Below are 15,667 nucleotides of genomic sequence, written 5' to 3'. Positions count from 1 at the left end.
ACCGCAGCCTTACGGCTGCCAGGTTTGCTGATTCCCGGACATCTTTTTATCCAAATAGAACGCGGCGCTGATCAGCGCCAGATGCGTCAACGCCTGCGGGAAGTTGCCGAGCGGGAAGCCGCGCTCATCAAACTCCTCGGCGTACAGCCCAAGATGGTTGGCGTAGTGCAGCAGTTTCTCAAACTCAATGCGCGCCTCATCGACAAAATCTGCCCGCGCCAGGCACTCGACGTACCAGAAGGAGCATGGCGCAAAATAGCCCTCCTCTCCCTGCAATGAATCCGCCGGGGTCTCCTCCTGCAAATAACGCCGCACCATGCCATCGCGCATTAACTTTGTGCGGATAGCGTCGAGCGTTGCCAGCCAGTCCGGATCTTTGGCACCGATAAAGCGAAACAGCGGCATCAGCAGCATCGAGCCATCGACATCGCTGCCGTTGCGCGTTGAAGTAAAGTGGCCGAGCTTCTCATTCCAGAAGTTATGCCAGATATCGTCGCGGATCTTCTGCCGCGTCGCCTCCCAGCGGGCAAATGGCATTGAGAGCGACCGCTTGGCACCCAGCCGCAGCGCGCGGTCGAGCGCCACCCAGCACATCAGGCGCGAGTAGAGAAAGTTTTCCGGCTCGCCGCGCATCTCCCAGATACCAGCATCGGGTGAATCCCAGATTTCGCAGACATAATCCACCAGCCGCATAACATGCCCCCACGCGCGGTGGGAGATGTTGTCGCCATATTTGGTCGTCAGATAGACGGCATCCATCAGTTCGCCGTAGATATCGAGTTGCAGCTGTTTATAGGCTTCGTTGCCTTTGCGCACCGGCCGGGAGTTGAGATAGCCAGCAAGGTGCGGCAGCTCCTCTTCGGTGAGATCCGTTCCACTGTCGAGGCGGTACATCACCTGCAACTTTTTCGGGTCGAACTTACTGTTCTCCATGCAGCTGCCGATCCACGCGCCGAAGGCCTTTGCCTCCTCGACATAACCTAAGCGGATCAAAGCATAGCAGCTGAACGAGGCGTCGCGCAGCCAGGTGGCGCGGTAATCCCAGTTACGCTCACCGCCGGGCAGCTCCGGCAGGCCAAAGGTCGCCGCTGCGGCAATCGAGCCGTAGCGCTGAGAGGTGAGCAGCTTCAGCACCAGCGAAGAGCGGGTTACCGCTTCGCGCCAGCGGCCGCTGTATTTGCTCTGCGCCACCCAGTTTTGCCAGTAGGCAAGTGTGCGCTGGCGCAGCGCCGCCACCTGTTTTAGCGCCGCATGTTTCACTTTGCTGTCGCCGAGCACAAATGTCGCCGTTTCGCCCTCGCGCAGGTTGAACTCCCCTTCGATGAGCCCTTTTTTCACCTGCAACGTTTCGGATGAGGCCAGCGTCAGCGCCGCGCCTTTCTTGCCCTTAAAGTGATAAACCCGTTTATCCTCCTTCACCTCCGGCACGTCGCTGGCGTAATTGAAGCGCGGCGAGCAGTGCAGCTTGATCGTCGCCTCGCCATACACAAGGGTGATTTGCCGCACGATCAGCGGGTTGGCTTCGTCATCCTCATTGATGGCGATAAAGTCCGTCAGCTCCACCATCGTCTCATTCGAGAGCCAGCGGGTTTGCAGCACGTTGGTATCCGGCAAATAGTGCTGAATGGCGCGCCAGCCCTCGCCCAACGGCGCAACGGAGAAGTAGCCGCCCCGTTTAGCATCGAGCAGCGAGCTAAAAACGGAGGGGCTGTCGAGATTGGGCCAGCAGAGAAAATCAATCGCCCCTTCAACGGTCACCAGCGCGCAGGTCCGCAGGTTGCCGATAATGCCGTGCTTATCAATCACGGCGGTGGTCTGAGTGTCGGTTTTCATTCGGATCCTTATGCGTGCGGTTACGCTTTAAGCGTAGGTGACGCAAAGGGTTCCCGCATCTGTGCCAGGCTTAACAGGAACTCACTTCACTGACGCGGAGAAACGCATGACGCAATACGCCTCACTTCCCGATGATCAACTACAGCTAATCGACCGCTACTGGCGCGCGGCCAACTACCTCTCTGTCGGGCAGATCTACCTGATGGATAACCCGCTGCTGCGCGAGCCGCTCAAGCCTGAACATATCAAACCGCGCCTGCTTGGCCACTGGGGCACCACGCCGGGGCTGAACTTTATCTATGCCCATCTCAACCGCGCCATTCGCCAGCACGATCTCGATATGATCTACATCTGCGGCCCCGGACACGGCGGGCCGGGCATGGTGGCGAACACCTGGCTTGAGGGGAGCTACAGCGAAATCTATCCGCAGGTGAGCCAGGACGCGCAGGGGATGAAGACCCTCTTTCGCCAGTTCTCCTTTCCCGGCGGCATTCCAAGCCACGCCGCACCGGAAACGCCGGGATCGATCAACGAAGGCGGCGAGCTGGGGTACTCCCTCTCCCACGCTTTTGGCGCGGTGTTTGATAACCCGTCGCTGATTGCCGCCTGCGTGATTGGCGACGGCGAAGCGGAGACCGGCCCACTGGCGTCGAGCTGGTTCGGTATTAAATTCCTCAACGCCGCACGCGATGGCGCGGTGCTGCCGATCCTCCATCTCAATGGCTATAAAATTGCTAACCCGACCATTCTCGGGCGCAGCAGCGACGAAGATCTGCTGCATCTGTTTCGTGGCTATGGCTACGAGCCGCTTATTGTCAGCGGTCATGAGCCGGAGAAGATGCACCGCCAGATGGCGCAGACGCTGGAGCAGGCGCTGGAACGTATTCGCTACTACCAGCAGCAGGCGCGCAGCGGTGAAGCCGCTGAAACCTTACCGCGCTGGCCGATGATTATTATGCGCAGCCCGAAAGGGTGGACCGGGCCGCAAACGGTGGATGGTAAAAAAGTTGAAGACTTCTGGCGCGCGCACCAGGTGCCGGTCTCCTCCTGCCGGGAAGATGACGGCCACCGGCAGATCCTCGAAGAGTGGATGCGCAGCTATCAGCCTGACGATCTGTTTGATGAGCAGGGGCGGCTGCGCCCGGAGCTAGCCGCGCTGGCACCGGAGGGTGACAAACGTATGGGCGCTACCCCGTGGGCCAACGGCGGCCGTCTGCGCCGCGAGCTGAACACGCCAGCGATTGCCGATTACGCCGTTGATGTCACCTCGCCCGGCGAGACGCAGGCAGAATCGACCGCCGCGCTCGGGGCTTATCTGGCTGGCATCTTCCAGCGCAACCGCGATAACTTCCGCCTGTTTGGCCCGGACGAGACCGCCTCGAACCGTTTAAGCAAAGTGTTTGATGTCACCAGCCGCACCTGGCAGGAGCCGGTCAAACCCTACGATGAGCAGCTTGCCGCCGATGGGCGGGTGATGGAGATCCTCAGCGAACATCAGTGCCAGGGCTGGCTTGAGGGCTATCTGCTCACCGGGCGTCACGGCCTGTTTAACTGCTATGAAGCCTTTATCCATATTGTCGATTCCATGTTTAACCAGCACGCCAAGTGGCTGAAGGTGACACGCAAACTGCCTTGGCGTGAGCCGATCTCATCCCTTAACTACCTGCTCTCGTCTCACGTCTGGCGTCAGGATCACAACGGTTACAGCCACCAGGACCCCGGTTTTATTGACCACGTGGTGAATAAGAAAGCCGATATTGTGCGCGTCTATCTGCCGCCCGATGCCAACACCCTGCTCTGCGTGGCGGATCACTGCCTGAAGACCTGGGATCGCATTAACGTGATTGTCGCCGGTAAGCAGCCTGCGCCGCAGTGGCTCAACCTTGAAGCGGCGCAGCAACACTGCGCGGCGGGTATGGGCATCTGGCACTGGGCGGGCACGGTGGCCGAGGGTGAAGAACCGGATGTGGTGATGGCCTGCGCCGGTGATGTGCCAACGATGGAGACGCTGGCGGCGGTCGATCTGCTGCGCGACTACTTCCCGGATCTGCGCATTCAAGTGGTGAACGTTGTCGATTTGATGGCGCTGCAAACGGCAGAGCAGCATCCGCACGGCCTGAGCGACGAGGCATTTGACGCCATCTTTACAGCGGATAAACCGGTGATTTTCGCCTTCCACGGCTACCCGAGCCTGATCCATCGCCTCACCTACCCGCGCAATAACCATGGCAACTTCCACGTGCGCGGGTTTATGGAGGAAGGCACCACCACCACACCGTTCGATATGACCGTGATGAATGAGCTGGACCGCTTCCACCTGGCGCAAGAGGCGATTGTGCGCACCCCCTCCCTGCAAGGCAAAGCGGACGCCGTGCTGGATGAGCTGGCGGAGAAGATCGCCGAGCATCACCGCTACGTGCGCGAACACGGGGAAGATTTACCCGAAGTCCGCGGCTGGAAATGGCCCTCCGCGCAGGGCGACGGCGGCGCACCCGAGTAACCTCTGCAACCGCCCTTGCCGGATAAGCGTTTACGCGCCATCCGGCGATGGTGTTGCATATGGCTTTGGTGGCATTGTTCCGTTCACCAGGCGTTCGGGAGTTTCATTAACCCCTTATGCGGTGAACGGGACAAGGGAAGCGGCCGCGCTCCCCTTGTCAATCCCCGCGGCCCCGCGAGGAAATCGGTGCTGCGCACTGCGCTCACCTCCCGCATGCCTGACTGCGGCCGGCTCGACTCGACATCCTGTCTCGGTTCGCCTCTGTCCGCCATCCATGGCGTCCAGACCTTGTCATTCACGCTTCGGTTCGCCGATTTCAGCGGGGACACAACCCCTCGCTGTCATATTGCGGATATAAAGCAGTACCGGTTTCGCTGAAAGCCCGTTTTTGTAGGCCGGATAAGGCGTAGCCGCCATCCGGCAGTGGTGTGGTGGTGATGGCGCGTAAACGTTTATCCGGCCTACGCCCCCGCCAGCAAGGCGCTTTACCCCACATCACTCTCCAGCCGCTGCCGATGCCGCAACCCCGGAAACCACCTCATCCACAGCGCCACCACAATCAGCGTCCCTACCCCGCCAATCGCCGCGGCGGGCACTGCCCCCAGCCATGCGGCGAGCATTCCGGACTCAAACTCCCCAAGCTGGTTGGAGGTATTGATAAAAATCGAGTTCACCGCATTCACCCGCCCGCGCATCTCGTCTGGCGTATCAAGCTGCACCAGCGAGCCACGGATCACCATGCTGATCATGTCAAACCCGCCGAGCGCAAACAGCGCCAGCAGTGAGAGCCACATCCAGCTTGAGAAGGCAAACACCAGCGTCGCCACGCCAAAGCCCGCGACCGACATAAACATAATAATGCCGACACGGCGCGTCAGCGCTCGGTGGCTTAGCCAGAAGCCAACCAGCAGCGCACCCACTGCCGGAGCACTGCGCAGAAGCCCCAGCCCGAGGGGGCCGGTATGCAGCACATCATGGGCGAAAATCGGCAGCAGCGCCGTCGCACCGCCGAGCAGTACGGCGAAGAGATCGAGGGAGATCACCCCCAGCACATCCGGCCGGTTACGAATAAAGCGCACCCCGGCAAAGAGGGAGGAGAGCGTCGCGGGCGTGCGTTTTGGCTGCGCCTGCTCATAGCTCAGGGTGATCACCAGCAGCAGCGAGAGCAGATAGAGCGCCGCCGTGACGCTGTAAACCACATCCGCGCCCGCAGCGTAGAGAAAGCCGCCCAGCGCCGGGCCAACGATCTGCGCCGCCTGGCCGGAGACCGCATTCGCCGCCGTGGCGCGTGGCAGAATCGACGCCGGAACCAACGCCGGTAGCATTGAGATCATCGACGGTGACTCGACGGTTTTCGCGCAGGAGATAACAAAAATCAGCGCCAGGATGACGCCAACGCTGGCATCGCCCTGCCAGGTGAGCCAGGCGAGCGCCACAATCGCTACCCACTCGCACACCTGCGACAGCAGCACCACGCGACGGCGGTCAAACTGATCGGCGATATGCCCGGCGGGCAGCGCCAGCGTCAGCGAGGGAATAAACTGTACCAGGCCAATCATCCCCAGCCAGAAGGCGCTCTGCGTCTGGGAGTAGATCTGCCAGCCGACAATAATCGACAACATCTGAAAGCCAAAGCTGGAGCTGGTGCGCGCCAGCCAGAAGGCGACAAAAGATCGGTGCTGCAATAAACGGCCATCGCTGGCGGATAACAGGGGTGCCATAACATCTCTCTATGGGTAGTAATTAGTGTCCGGCCGACGGCGCGCCGGGCGCACCGCTACGCACAAACGGCGGGCGGGCAAACCAGATAACAATCATCAGTGCTAAAAAGAGCCAGCCCAGCAGCCAGAAGTAGTCGATGGTCGACAGCATATAGGCCTGCTGCTCGAGGGTTTTATCCACCGCCGCCAGGTGCTGCTGGGTCGCGCCACCCATCTTATGCAGATAGTCTGTCGCCGCCGGGTTCCACTGCGAGACACTTTCGCTGAGGGTAGCATGGTGGTAAATCTCCCGCCGTGACCAGATCCAGGTAGTAAGCGACGAGGCAAACGAGCCGCCCAGCACGCGGAAAAAGGTCGCCAGACCAGAGCCTTCCGCCACCGCCTGGCCGTGCAGGTTAGAGAGCACAATGGTGGTGATGGGCATAAAGAAGAAGGCCACGCCAATGCCCATAAACATCTGCACTTCGGCAATGGTGCGGAAATCGACCTCGGTATTGAACTGCGCGCGCAGCAGACAGGAGGCGCCCATGGTCAGAAACGACAGCGTTGCCAGAATACGCAGGTCAACTTTATGGGCGTAGCGCCCAATAAACGGCGTCAGCAACAGCGGTAGAAAGCCCATCGGTGCCGCCGCCAGCCCGGCCCAGATCGCCGTGTAGCCCATCTGGGTTTGCAGCCACTGCGGCAAAATAATGTTGATGGCGAAAAAGGCCGCGTAGCCGAGAGTCAGCGTGGCGGTGCCGATGGCGAAGTTGCGATCCTTAAACAGCCTCAGGTTAACAATCGGGTGCTGCTCGCCAAGCTCCCACATCACAAACGACACCAGCGCAATCGCCGAGAGCACTGACATGATGATAATTTCGTTCGAGGCGAACCAGTCGAGATCGTTACCCTTATCGAGCACCACTTGTAGCAGACCCACACCGAGCACCAGCAGCGCAATGCCAATGTAATCAATCGGCGAGGTGGTAGTGGTCTCTTCCCGCTCGCGCAGCTGCATCCAGACGACAATCGCCGCGAAGATCCCAATAGGCACGTTGATGTAGAAGATCCACGGCCAGGCGTAGTTATCGGTGATCCAGCCGCCGGTAATCGGGCCGACAATCGGTGCCACCACCGTCACCATGGAGAGCAGCGCCAGCGCCATGCTGCGTTTGCTGGTGGGAAAAATGACCAGCAGCAGCGTCTGACACATCGGAAACATCGGCCCGGCGAAGAAGCCCTGCAGCGCGCGAAAGACGATCAGCTCCGTCATGCTGTGGGCAAAGCCGCACAGAAATGAGGAGAGGGTAAAGAGCGCCACTGAGCCAACAAATAGCCGCAGCTGACCAAAGCGGCGGGTAAACCAGCCGGTGAGCGGCAGCGCAATGGCGTTACAGACCGCAAACGAGGTGATGACCCAGGTGCCCTGATCGGCGCTGACGCCGAGATTGCCCGCAATGGTCGGCAGCGCCACGTTGGCGATGGTGGTGTCCAGCACCTGCATAAAGGTCGCCAGCGACAGCGCAATCGTCGCCAGCAGCAGGCTGGGCGGCGTAAATGCCGATTTATCTTGCATCGCGTCTCTCTTAGCGGGCGGCTACCGGCTGGCTATTATCGTGAAGGATCTTCGCCACCAGCGCGTCGGCCTTATCCAGCGCATTCTGGTAGACGTCTGTTGCGAAACGCGGCTGCGCGACGCTCTGCTGCGGCAGCAGGTGCCCTTCGGTATCGCGAATATCGACGCGGGCGGCCATCGACAAGCCGACGCGCAGCGGATGTTTCTGCATATCATGGGGGTCGAGGGTAATGCGCACCGGCAGACGCTGGACAATCTTGATCCAGTTGCCGCTTGCATTCTGCGCCGGCAGCAGGGAGAAGGCGCTACCGGTGCCAATACCAAGGCTCTCAATCGTGCCGTGATACTCCACGTCATCGCCATAGAGATCGGCAGTGAGTGTAACTTTCTGCCCGAGGCGCATGGTGCTCATCTGGCTCTCTTTGAAGTTGGCATCTACCCACACCTGATCGAGCGGCACAATCGACAGCAGCGTAGTGCCGGAATCGACGCGCATACCAAGCTGCACCGCGCGCTTTGCCACATAGCCGCTCACCGGCGCAACAATGGTGCTGCGGGCGTTATCGAGAAAGCGCTGACGCAGGGTGGCGATGGCGCTTTTGATCTCCGGATGGCTGTCGATAACGGTGTCGTCAACCATTGCCAGATTGGTGTTGAGCGCCTGCTGCGCGGCAATCAGGTCGCTTTTCGCACTGGTGACGTTGTCACGATAATGGGCTAAATCCTCAGCGGTAACCGCGCCGGTGGCGAAAATCCTCTGCCGACGCGCGTAGTCACTCTGCGCCGTTTGCAGCGCCACTTTTTTCGCCGCCACCTGCGCACGGTAGTTATCCGCGGTGCTGTAAAGCCCACGCACCTGGCGCACGGTGCTGGCAAGGTTAGCCTGCGCCTGTTGCAGCGCAATCTCGGTATCGGCCGGGTCGAGCAGCACCAGCGGCTGCCCTTTTTGTACAAAGTCGCCCTCATCGACGGCGACCTGGGTGACGGTACCGCCAATCTGCGGCGTCAGGGTCACCTGGTTGGCGCTGACATAGGCGTCATCGGTGGTTTCGTAATAGCGGGCATAGAGCAGATACCAGGCCAGGCAGCCGGCGGCGATAACCACCAGCAGCACAAACAGAATGGCGAAGTTGCGCTTACGTTTACTCGGCGCGCGTGCAGGTTGAGCTGCTGAATCGGTCATCTTGATCACCTTTCAGGAAAACTTAGCGATAGGGTTGGGTTGCGCCATCAGGCAGCATTTTGATCAGCAGCGTCACCAGTTGTTGCGCTTCATCATCGGTGAGACGCTCGGTGAGTGAGGTGAGGATCGACGCCAGCGCCTCATTCTGGAAGCGATCGCAAATCCCCCGCCCCTTCTCCGTCAGGCCGAGGATCACCTGGCGTTTATCGTCGGGGTTGGTGGTGCGCACCACCAGGTCGCGCTTTACCATCCGCTCAAGCATGCGGCTCATAGCGCCCGCGTCCATCAGCAGGTTTTTGCTCACTTCAACCGGGCTGGTGAAGCCTTTATAGATGCTGATCAGCACCTTGAACTGCGCGGCGGTGATATCCGCAGGCGAAAAGTAGTGGCTGATAAGCTGGTCTTTGAACTGGTTTGCCAGGTGGATCAGCAAGCCGAGGTGCAGCGTCGGGTTAGGGTTATCCGCAGAATTTGTCATGATATTTGCCTGATCAATAATTACAAATGAAATTACTGACCAGGCAGATAAGTGTCAATGGATTGTCAAGATAAACGCACGTTTTGTCAGTTTCCAATCACCGTACCCGCGCCCCGTAGGCCCGATAAGCGCAGCACCATCGGGCAACCCCACAGTGCCGGATGGCGGCTTACGCCTTATCCGGCCTACAAAACCCTATGCATCGGTGCTCCGTAGGCCGGATAAGCGGTACGCGCCATCGGGCAATGTTTCAGCGACACCGATTTTTTTTATCTGCGATATGACAGCGATGGGGGTTGTGTCCCCGCTGAAATCGGCGAACCGAAGCGGGAATGACAAGGTCTGGACGCCATGGATGGCGGACAGAGGCGAACCGAGACATGGACGAGTTCCAGAATGGAACGAGTAAGTCGAGTCGAGCCGGCCGCAGTCAGGCACGCGGGAGGTGAGCGCAGTGCGTAGCACCGATTTCCTCGCGGGGCCGCGGGGATTGACAAGGGGAGCGCGGCCGCTCCCTTTGTCCCGTTCACCGCACAGATGATTTATGAAGAGCCCGTCCCCGTGGTGAACGGAACCCTTCCACCAATGCCACATACCAGGCCCATTGCCGGATGGCGGCTTTCGCCTTATCCGGCCTACAAAAGCGAATCGCATCGGCACATGCGCTGAATCCACTGCTTCACTATATGAAGCACTTTTCCGCCACAATCTTTGATAAGCCTCACGCAACACAACACGCCGCTCGCCTGCCAGCCTGCGATGCCCAACACTGCCTGCACGATAACAACAACGCAGATACCCTACTCACTACGGGAGGCTCAATGGAGCACACCACCTCACAGCCCTACGACGGCACAGAGCAGAAAGTGCCCGCCCGCCGCACCGCGAAAATCATGCTTTCAGCGGGCGTCGGGCACTTTATCGAATGGTTCGACTTCGGCCTTTACGGCACGCTGGCGGCGATCATCGCCAGCAACTTCTTTGTCAGCGACGATCCGGCGATCGGCCTGCTGAAATCCTTCGCCGTCTTCGGCTCCGGCTTCTTAATGCGCCCCCTCGGCGGCCTCTTCTTCGGCTCAATGGGCGACCGCCAGGGGCGGCGCAAAGTGCTGGTGACGGTGATCGTTATCACCTCCATCTCCACCTTTGTGATGGGCATTTTGCCCACCTTCCAGCAGGCCGGGATCATCGCGCCAATCCTGCTGGTACTCACCCGCCTGGTGCAGGGCTTCGCCGCCGGGGGCGAAAGTTCCGGGGTGATTACCTATCTCGCGGAAAGTGCGCCGCCGCACCGCCGTGCGACGCTCACCTGCTGGAGCGAAAACTTCAGCTTTATGGCCTTTGTCTGCGGCTCCGGGCTGGTGCTGCTGCTCACCCATACCCTCGGCGAAGCAACGATGAACGACTGGGGCTGGCGTATTCCCTTCCTGCTTGCCGCCCCGCTTGGCCTCGGTGGGCTCTATATGCGCCGCAATATGGAAGACTCTGCCGAGTTCCATAAGCTGAAAGCCAGCGGCAAAATCGAAGCCTCACCGCTGCGGAAAACCCTCTCCACCTCAATGACCGCCCTGCTGTTTTGTACCGGCTTTGTGGTGGTGAAAGCGGTGAGCAGCTGGGTGCTGCAATCCTTTATGCCGGGTTATCTCTCCACCCACCTGCACTACAGCCGCACCGACTCCTACCTCATCACCACCCTCGGGCTGCTGAGTGTGGCGATCTGTATGCCACTCACCGGCTATCTCTCAGATCGCTGGGGCCGACGCCCGCTAATGTTAATGGGCTGTGGTGGCTTCATTCTGTTCACCTGGCCGGCGATGCTGCTGATGAGCCAGGGGTCGGTCGGCGCCTCGATTGCCGCTATGAGCCTGCTCGGCGTGTTTGTCGCCATGTTTAACGGCGGCTGCGGCGCAGCGATGGTTGAGCTGTTCCCGACCGCCATCCGCTACGGCAGCATCGCCATTGCCTACAACCTCACGGTTGCCGTATTTGGCGGCGTGACGCCGTTCGCCTCGGCGGGGCTTATCACCCTGACCGGCGACCCGCTCTCCCCGGCGTGGTACGTAATGGGCACTGCGCTTATCTCTTTTATTGTCGTGTGGATCGCCAAAGAGACCGCCGGCAAAGTTCTCGATTAACCTGACCTGGAGTTGTCATGAAGATCAGCCGTATCGACTGTTTTCCGCTCAAAATCACCACGCCGCAGGCCTATCTCGGCGGCGAGGTCAAGGCGAGCGACAGTGATTACTACTACCGCCCGGAGTACCGCTGCGTCTATTCACGCAAGATGGAGACCTGTCTGGTCAAAATCACCACCGACAGCGGCCACGTCGGCTGGGGCGAAGCCCTCGCCCCCGTCGTGCCGCAGGTGATCGCCGAGCTAATTACGCAGCTCTTTGCGCCGCTGTTAACCGGCCAGTCGCCCTTTGCCAGCCAGGTATTGAATGCGCGGATGTATGACGCCATGCGCGATCGCGGCCATATCACCGGGTATCACATTGACGCGCTGGCGGCGGTGGATATCGCGCTGTGGGATCTGAAAGGCCAGATCCTCAACCAGCCGGTTTACCAGCTGCTCGGCGGCGCGTTTCGCGAGCAGATCCCCTGCTATGTCTCCGGCCTGCCGGAGCCGGATCTTCCGGCGCGCTGCGCGCTGGCGTTGCGCTGGCAGCAGAAAGGCTTCAACGCCATCAAGCTGGCGCTCGGCTACGGCGTGCAGCAGGACATTGAGAATGTGCGCGCCATTCGTGACGCTCTCGGCCCGCACGCCAGCCTCTTTCTTGATGCCCACTGGAACTACAGCGTGGCGCAGGCGGCAGAGCTGGCCAACGCGCTGCATCCTCTCGGCGTCGGCTTTCTTGAAGCGCCGCTGCTGCCGGAGGATATCGCCGGGCACCGCGAATTGCGGGCAAAAAGCCCGCTGCCGATTGCGCTGGGCGAAACCGAACGCACCCGTTACCAGTTCAAGCCGTTTATTGAACAGCGGGCGATGGACATTGTGCAGCCGGACGTCGGGCGCACCGGCATTACCGAGCTGATGCATATCGCCTCCCTTGCGCAGACCTGGAATTTGCAGGTCGCGCCGCACCTGAGCGTCGGCCTCGGGCCCTGCATTGCCGCGTCGATCCACGTCGCCGCCGCGCTGCCGAATCTCTTTATGCTCGAGTATCAGCCGCCGGTGTTTGAGCTTGCCAACCAGTTGCTCGATACGCCGCTGGTGTGCGAAGCGGGTCACTACACGCTGCCGCAGGGCGCGGGTCTGGGAATTGCAATCAATGAAGCGCGGGTGCGCGAATCAGTAATGGGGGTCACATGTTAAAGGGTAATGTGCCAATTCTGGCGACGGCGTTTGATGAGCATGGTGCGGTGGACTTTGGCTCCATCGAGAAGTTAGTGAAATTTCTGCTGGCCCAGGGGATCGACGGGCTGGCGCTGTTTGGCAATGCGTCGGAAGGTTATGCGCTAACGACCGGGGAAAAAGAGGCGCTGTTTGCCTGTGTGAAACGTCTGACCGGCGCGTTGCCCCTTATTGCTGCCGCAGGTGGTGCCTCGGCGGTGGTGGCGATTGAAGATATTCAGCGCGTGCAGCGCTGGGGGGCGCAGGTGGCGATGGTCAATCCGCCGTCGGTTGTAAAACCCGGCCCGCAGGAGATCTACAACTTCTGGCGCGATATCTGCTCCGCCTGTGACATTGACATCATGGTGCAGGATGCGCCGCTGATGACCGGGGTGAACATCCCGGTGTCGACGCTGGTGAAGCTGTGCGAAGATTTCCCCTCCATCAAATACATCAAGGTGGAGCAACCGCCGACCACGCTGAAGATCAGCGCGCTTAAGCAGGCGCTCGGCGATCGCGTCGGGCTGTTTGGCGGCCTGAATGGCGGTTTTCTCTATGAGGAGCTGCGCCGGGGCATTATCGGCACCATGCCCGCCTGCGAATTCCCGGAGGTGATTAATGCCATCCTGCACGCCTGGCAGCACGACAAACAGGAAGCACAGGCGATTTTCTACCGCTACCTCCCCTTCCTGCGCTACGGCGTGCAGCCGGGGCTGGGTGTCGCCATCCACAAAACCGTGCTGCACCAGGCGGGCATTTTCGCCACCGATGTGGTGCGTGAACCGGCCAAAGGGCTCGATGAGGCAACGCGTGACGAACTGCGCGATTTGACCCGTGCCCTGCCGCTGGCGGTGCTGGAGGCGAGCCGATGAACTACATCGCGGTGGACTGGGGCAGCAGCAATTTCCGCGCACTCAGCGTGCGTAACGGCGAGGTGTTTCGCAGCGTTGAGGCCGAATGCGGCGTGGGCAAATGCGCGCGCGAGGCGCTGCCGGATATTCTGCGCGAACAGCTGCTGCGCCTCGAAGAGGGCTGGGATGAGACGCTGCCGGTGCTGTTATGCGGCATGGTCGGCAGCAATATCGGCCTCGCGGACGCGGGCTATCTGGCGCTGCCGCTCAGTTTTGCCCAGTTAACGGCAAAAGGTCGCGCGCTGCCGGGCATTTTGCCCAACCCTGTTACGCTGCGTCCTGGTATTTGCGACCGGCGGGTGATGGAGATCTGCCGCGGGGAGGAGATGCAGCTTGCCGGTGCGCTGACCCTGACCACCAGCCAGACTTTCGCCGCCGTTGGCACCCACAGCAAATGGCTGACGGTCAACCGTGCGCGGCAGCAGGTGGAGAGCCTGCGCACCCTGATGACCGGCGAGCTGTGGAACCTGGTGCTCAACCACTCGATTGTCGGCAAAGGGCTGCCAGCGCAGTCGGCATCCGACGAGGCGTTTCTGCGCGGCGTGACCACTGCCCAACACGTTGAGTCCGGCGAGACGACGCTGGTGAGCGAGCTGTTTCGCTGTCGCGGGCACTATATTCTCGGCGATCTTGACCCGGCCGCAGCGGGCGCATGGCTGTCGGGTTTACTTATCGCCCATGAGATCCTGCAGGGCCACCCGCGCCATGAGGCGGTCTGCTTTATTGGCAGCCGCGCGTTGCTGCCGCGCTATGCCCTCGCCTGCGAGGCGCTCGATCTCCCCTTCACCACCCTTGAGGCGGAGCAGGCGCTGATCGCCGGGCTGAATGAGGTATTCCGTGATGAAGCCTGAGCAGATTGTCGCCATCCTGCGCGGGATCGAACCCGCCGGGTGCATCGAACAGGTGGCTTGCCTGCGCGATCACGGCATTACTACCATTGAGATCACTACTAACTCGCCGCAGTGGGAGAGCAGCATTACGCGGGTAGCCTCGGTGTTTGGCGACACCATCACGCTCGGCGCAGGCACCGTGCTGACCGCCCAGCAGGTGACGGCGTGCCGCGCGGCCGGGGCGCAGTTTATCCTGACGCCAAACCTGGACGCCCGCGTGGTTGAGGCAGCGCAGCAGCAGGGGCTGCGCGTCTGCGCCGGGGTGTTCAGCAGCAGTGAAATTTTTCGCGCCTGCGAACTGGGGGTGGATGTGCTGAAGATCTTCCCTGCTTCAGCGCTGCCGCTCAACTTTCCGCAGATGATCAAAGGCCCGCTCTCGAAGGCCGTGCCCTTCTCTGCCGTCGGTGGGGTCGATGTCACTAATGCGGCCGCTTATCTCGCCCACTACGACAGCGTTGGAATTGGCTCATCGCTCTATAAACCGGGGCAGACGGCGGCGGTGACTGCGCAGCGCTGCCAGCAGTTATTACACCGGGGGGAGTGATTCGCCGCTGATCTTGCGCGCGGCGGAGATGAGAAACTGGCGCAGGGTGTCGATATTGACCTTGTCGCCGCCAATATTGGAGAGCGCAATTGCCGCCTGCATGCCCGGAATGATGCAGGCCAGCCGGTAATCCCCCGGCGCCCACGCCTTGCCAAACACCTGGTGCTGGCGCGCCTGCTCAATATCCTGCTGCAAAAGATGGTAATCGTGGATGCCGATACGATTGATGATCTCCTCATCGCTGAGGGTGGCGAGCAGCTTGATGCCTATCACCGAATCGCGCACCGGCCAGGATTCATAATTGCCAATCGCGCGGGCGATGCTTTTGCCGCCGCGCGTATGCAGCAGGTAAACCACCTGGTTGCCGCTGAGCACGCCAATCACAATCGAGACGTTATGGCTGCCCGTCTCCTCGAGCATCTCCAGCGCGGCGGTATAAAAAGCGGAGTGATGGATCGCGCTGGCGGAGAGGCGGTGGATGCCCATACCGAGGCGATATTTGCGCTTCTCATCCTGTTGCACCATCTCTAATGCCAGCAAGGTTTGCATCAGCCGCGTCACTTTCGCCGAGTCCAGCGCCAGCTCGCGCCCAATCTCACGAATGCCAAACGCGCGGTTGCCGGTCGCCAGTAAATTCAGACAGCGAAACGCGTCAAATACCGTACTGTTTAATTTGGTCATTCTTATATTCTCTGCCGCTTCGCTTATTTGCGCT

12 protein-coding genes are annotated in these 15,667 nt (G+C 60.5%); 6 read left to right on the top strand and 6 right to left on the bottom strand.

Annotation, left to right across the window (positions count from 1 at the left end; translation table 11 throughout):
- Positions 1-9 precede the first annotated feature (9 nt).
- Entirely contained in the window at positions 10-1,833 is a 1,824-nt protein-coding gene (locus ABIC80_RS04630) for a glycoside hydrolase family 15 protein (protein ID WP_312278474.1), read from the bottom strand.
- 106 nt (positions 1,834-1,939) lie between these two features.
- Between ABIC80_RS04630 and ABIC80_RS04625 the strand changes: the two genes are divergently transcribed.
- Positions 1,940-4,333: a phosphoketolase family protein gene (locus tag ABIC80_RS04625; protein ID WP_429175738.1), complete on the top strand. Its 2,394-nt coding sequence runs from the start codon at positions 1,940-1,942 to the stop codon at positions 4,331-4,333.
- A gap of 485 nt (positions 4,334-4,818) precedes the next feature.
- Here the strand turns inward: ABIC80_RS04625 and ABIC80_RS04620 are convergent, their stop codons facing one another.
- From ABIC80_RS04620 to ABIC80_RS04605, 4 genes are read right to left on the bottom strand one after another with little or no spacing between them, the layout of a single operon-like run.
- A complete protein-coding gene (locus ABIC80_RS04620) occupies positions 4,819-6,054 on the bottom strand; it encodes an MFS transporter (protein ID WP_023479268.1) in 1,236 nt (411 codons plus the stop codon).
- A gap of 22 nt (positions 6,055-6,076) precedes the next feature.
- A complete protein-coding gene (locus ABIC80_RS04615) occupies positions 6,077-7,612 on the bottom strand; it encodes a DHA2 family efflux MFS transporter permease subunit (protein ID WP_094419709.1) in 1,536 nt (511 codons plus the stop codon).
- Between the two features lie 10 nt (positions 7,613-7,622).
- Positions 7,623-8,795, bottom strand: a complete 1,173-nt coding sequence (locus ABIC80_RS04610; protein WP_429175735.1) for an efflux RND transporter periplasmic adaptor subunit — start codon at positions 8,793-8,795, stop codon at positions 7,623-7,625.
- Between the two features lie 22 nt (positions 8,796-8,817).
- Positions 8,818-9,273: a MarR family transcriptional regulator gene (locus ABIC80_RS04605; RefSeq protein WP_094419707.1), complete on the bottom strand. Its 456-nt coding sequence runs from the start codon at positions 9,271-9,273 to the stop codon at positions 8,818-8,820.
- 821 nt (positions 9,274-10,094) lie between these two features.
- On the opposite strand from ABIC80_RS04605, the gene ABIC80_RS04600 reads away from it, so the two are divergent.
- The 5 genes from ABIC80_RS04600 to ABIC80_RS04580 are packed head-to-tail and all read left to right on the top strand — an operon-like array spanning position 10,095 to position 14,952.
- On the top strand, positions 10,095-11,408 hold the full coding sequence (locus ABIC80_RS04600) for an MFS transporter (protein WP_076769971.1): 1,314 nt from the start codon (positions 10,095-10,097) through the stop codon (positions 11,406-11,408).
- 17 nt (positions 11,409-11,425) lie between these two features.
- The gene (locus ABIC80_RS04595; RefSeq protein ID WP_429175732.1) at positions 11,426-12,589 is read left to right on the top strand and encodes a mandelate racemase/muconate lactonizing enzyme family protein; all 1,164 of its coding nucleotides are present in this window, start codon (positions 11,426-11,428) and stop codon (positions 12,587-12,589) included.
- The gene (locus ABIC80_RS04590) at positions 12,583-13,479 is read left to right on the top strand and encodes a dihydrodipicolinate synthase family protein (protein WP_429175729.1); all 897 of its coding nucleotides are present in this window, start codon (positions 12,583-12,585) and stop codon (positions 13,477-13,479) included. Before ABIC80_RS04595 ends, ABIC80_RS04590 begins: the two co-directional genes overlap by 7 nt.
- Positions 13,476-14,369: a 2-dehydro-3-deoxygalactonokinase gene (locus ABIC80_RS04585; protein ID WP_200135727.1), complete on the top strand. Its 894-nt coding sequence runs from the start codon at positions 13,476-13,478 to the stop codon at positions 14,367-14,369. Before ABIC80_RS04590 ends, ABIC80_RS04585 begins: the two co-directional genes overlap by 4 nt.
- On the top strand, positions 14,359-14,952 hold the full coding sequence (locus tag ABIC80_RS04580; protein WP_200581482.1) for a bifunctional 4-hydroxy-2-oxoglutarate aldolase/2-dehydro-3-deoxy-phosphogluconate aldolase: 594 nt from the start codon (positions 14,359-14,361) through the stop codon (positions 14,950-14,952). The genes ABIC80_RS04585 and ABIC80_RS04580 overlap by 11 nt, the downstream gene beginning before the upstream one ends.
- Here the strand turns inward: ABIC80_RS04580 and ABIC80_RS04575 are convergent.
- Positions 14,935-15,633, bottom strand: coding sequence for a helix-turn-helix domain-containing protein (locus ABIC80_RS04575; RefSeq protein WP_429175727.1), 699 nt, complete (start codon positions 15,631-15,633; stop codon positions 14,935-14,937). The two genes, ABIC80_RS04580 and ABIC80_RS04575, sit on opposite strands and share 18 nt — an antisense overlap.
- Positions 15,634-15,667: the final 34 nt, after the last annotated feature.

Origin of the sequence: Kosakonia sp. 1610 (assembly GCF_050435845.1) — a bacterium.
Classification (GTDB): domain Bacteria; phylum Pseudomonadota; class Gammaproteobacteria; order Enterobacterales; family Enterobacteriaceae; genus Kosakonia; species Kosakonia cowanii.
This window is presented reverse-complemented; position numbering and strand designations above follow the sequence as displayed.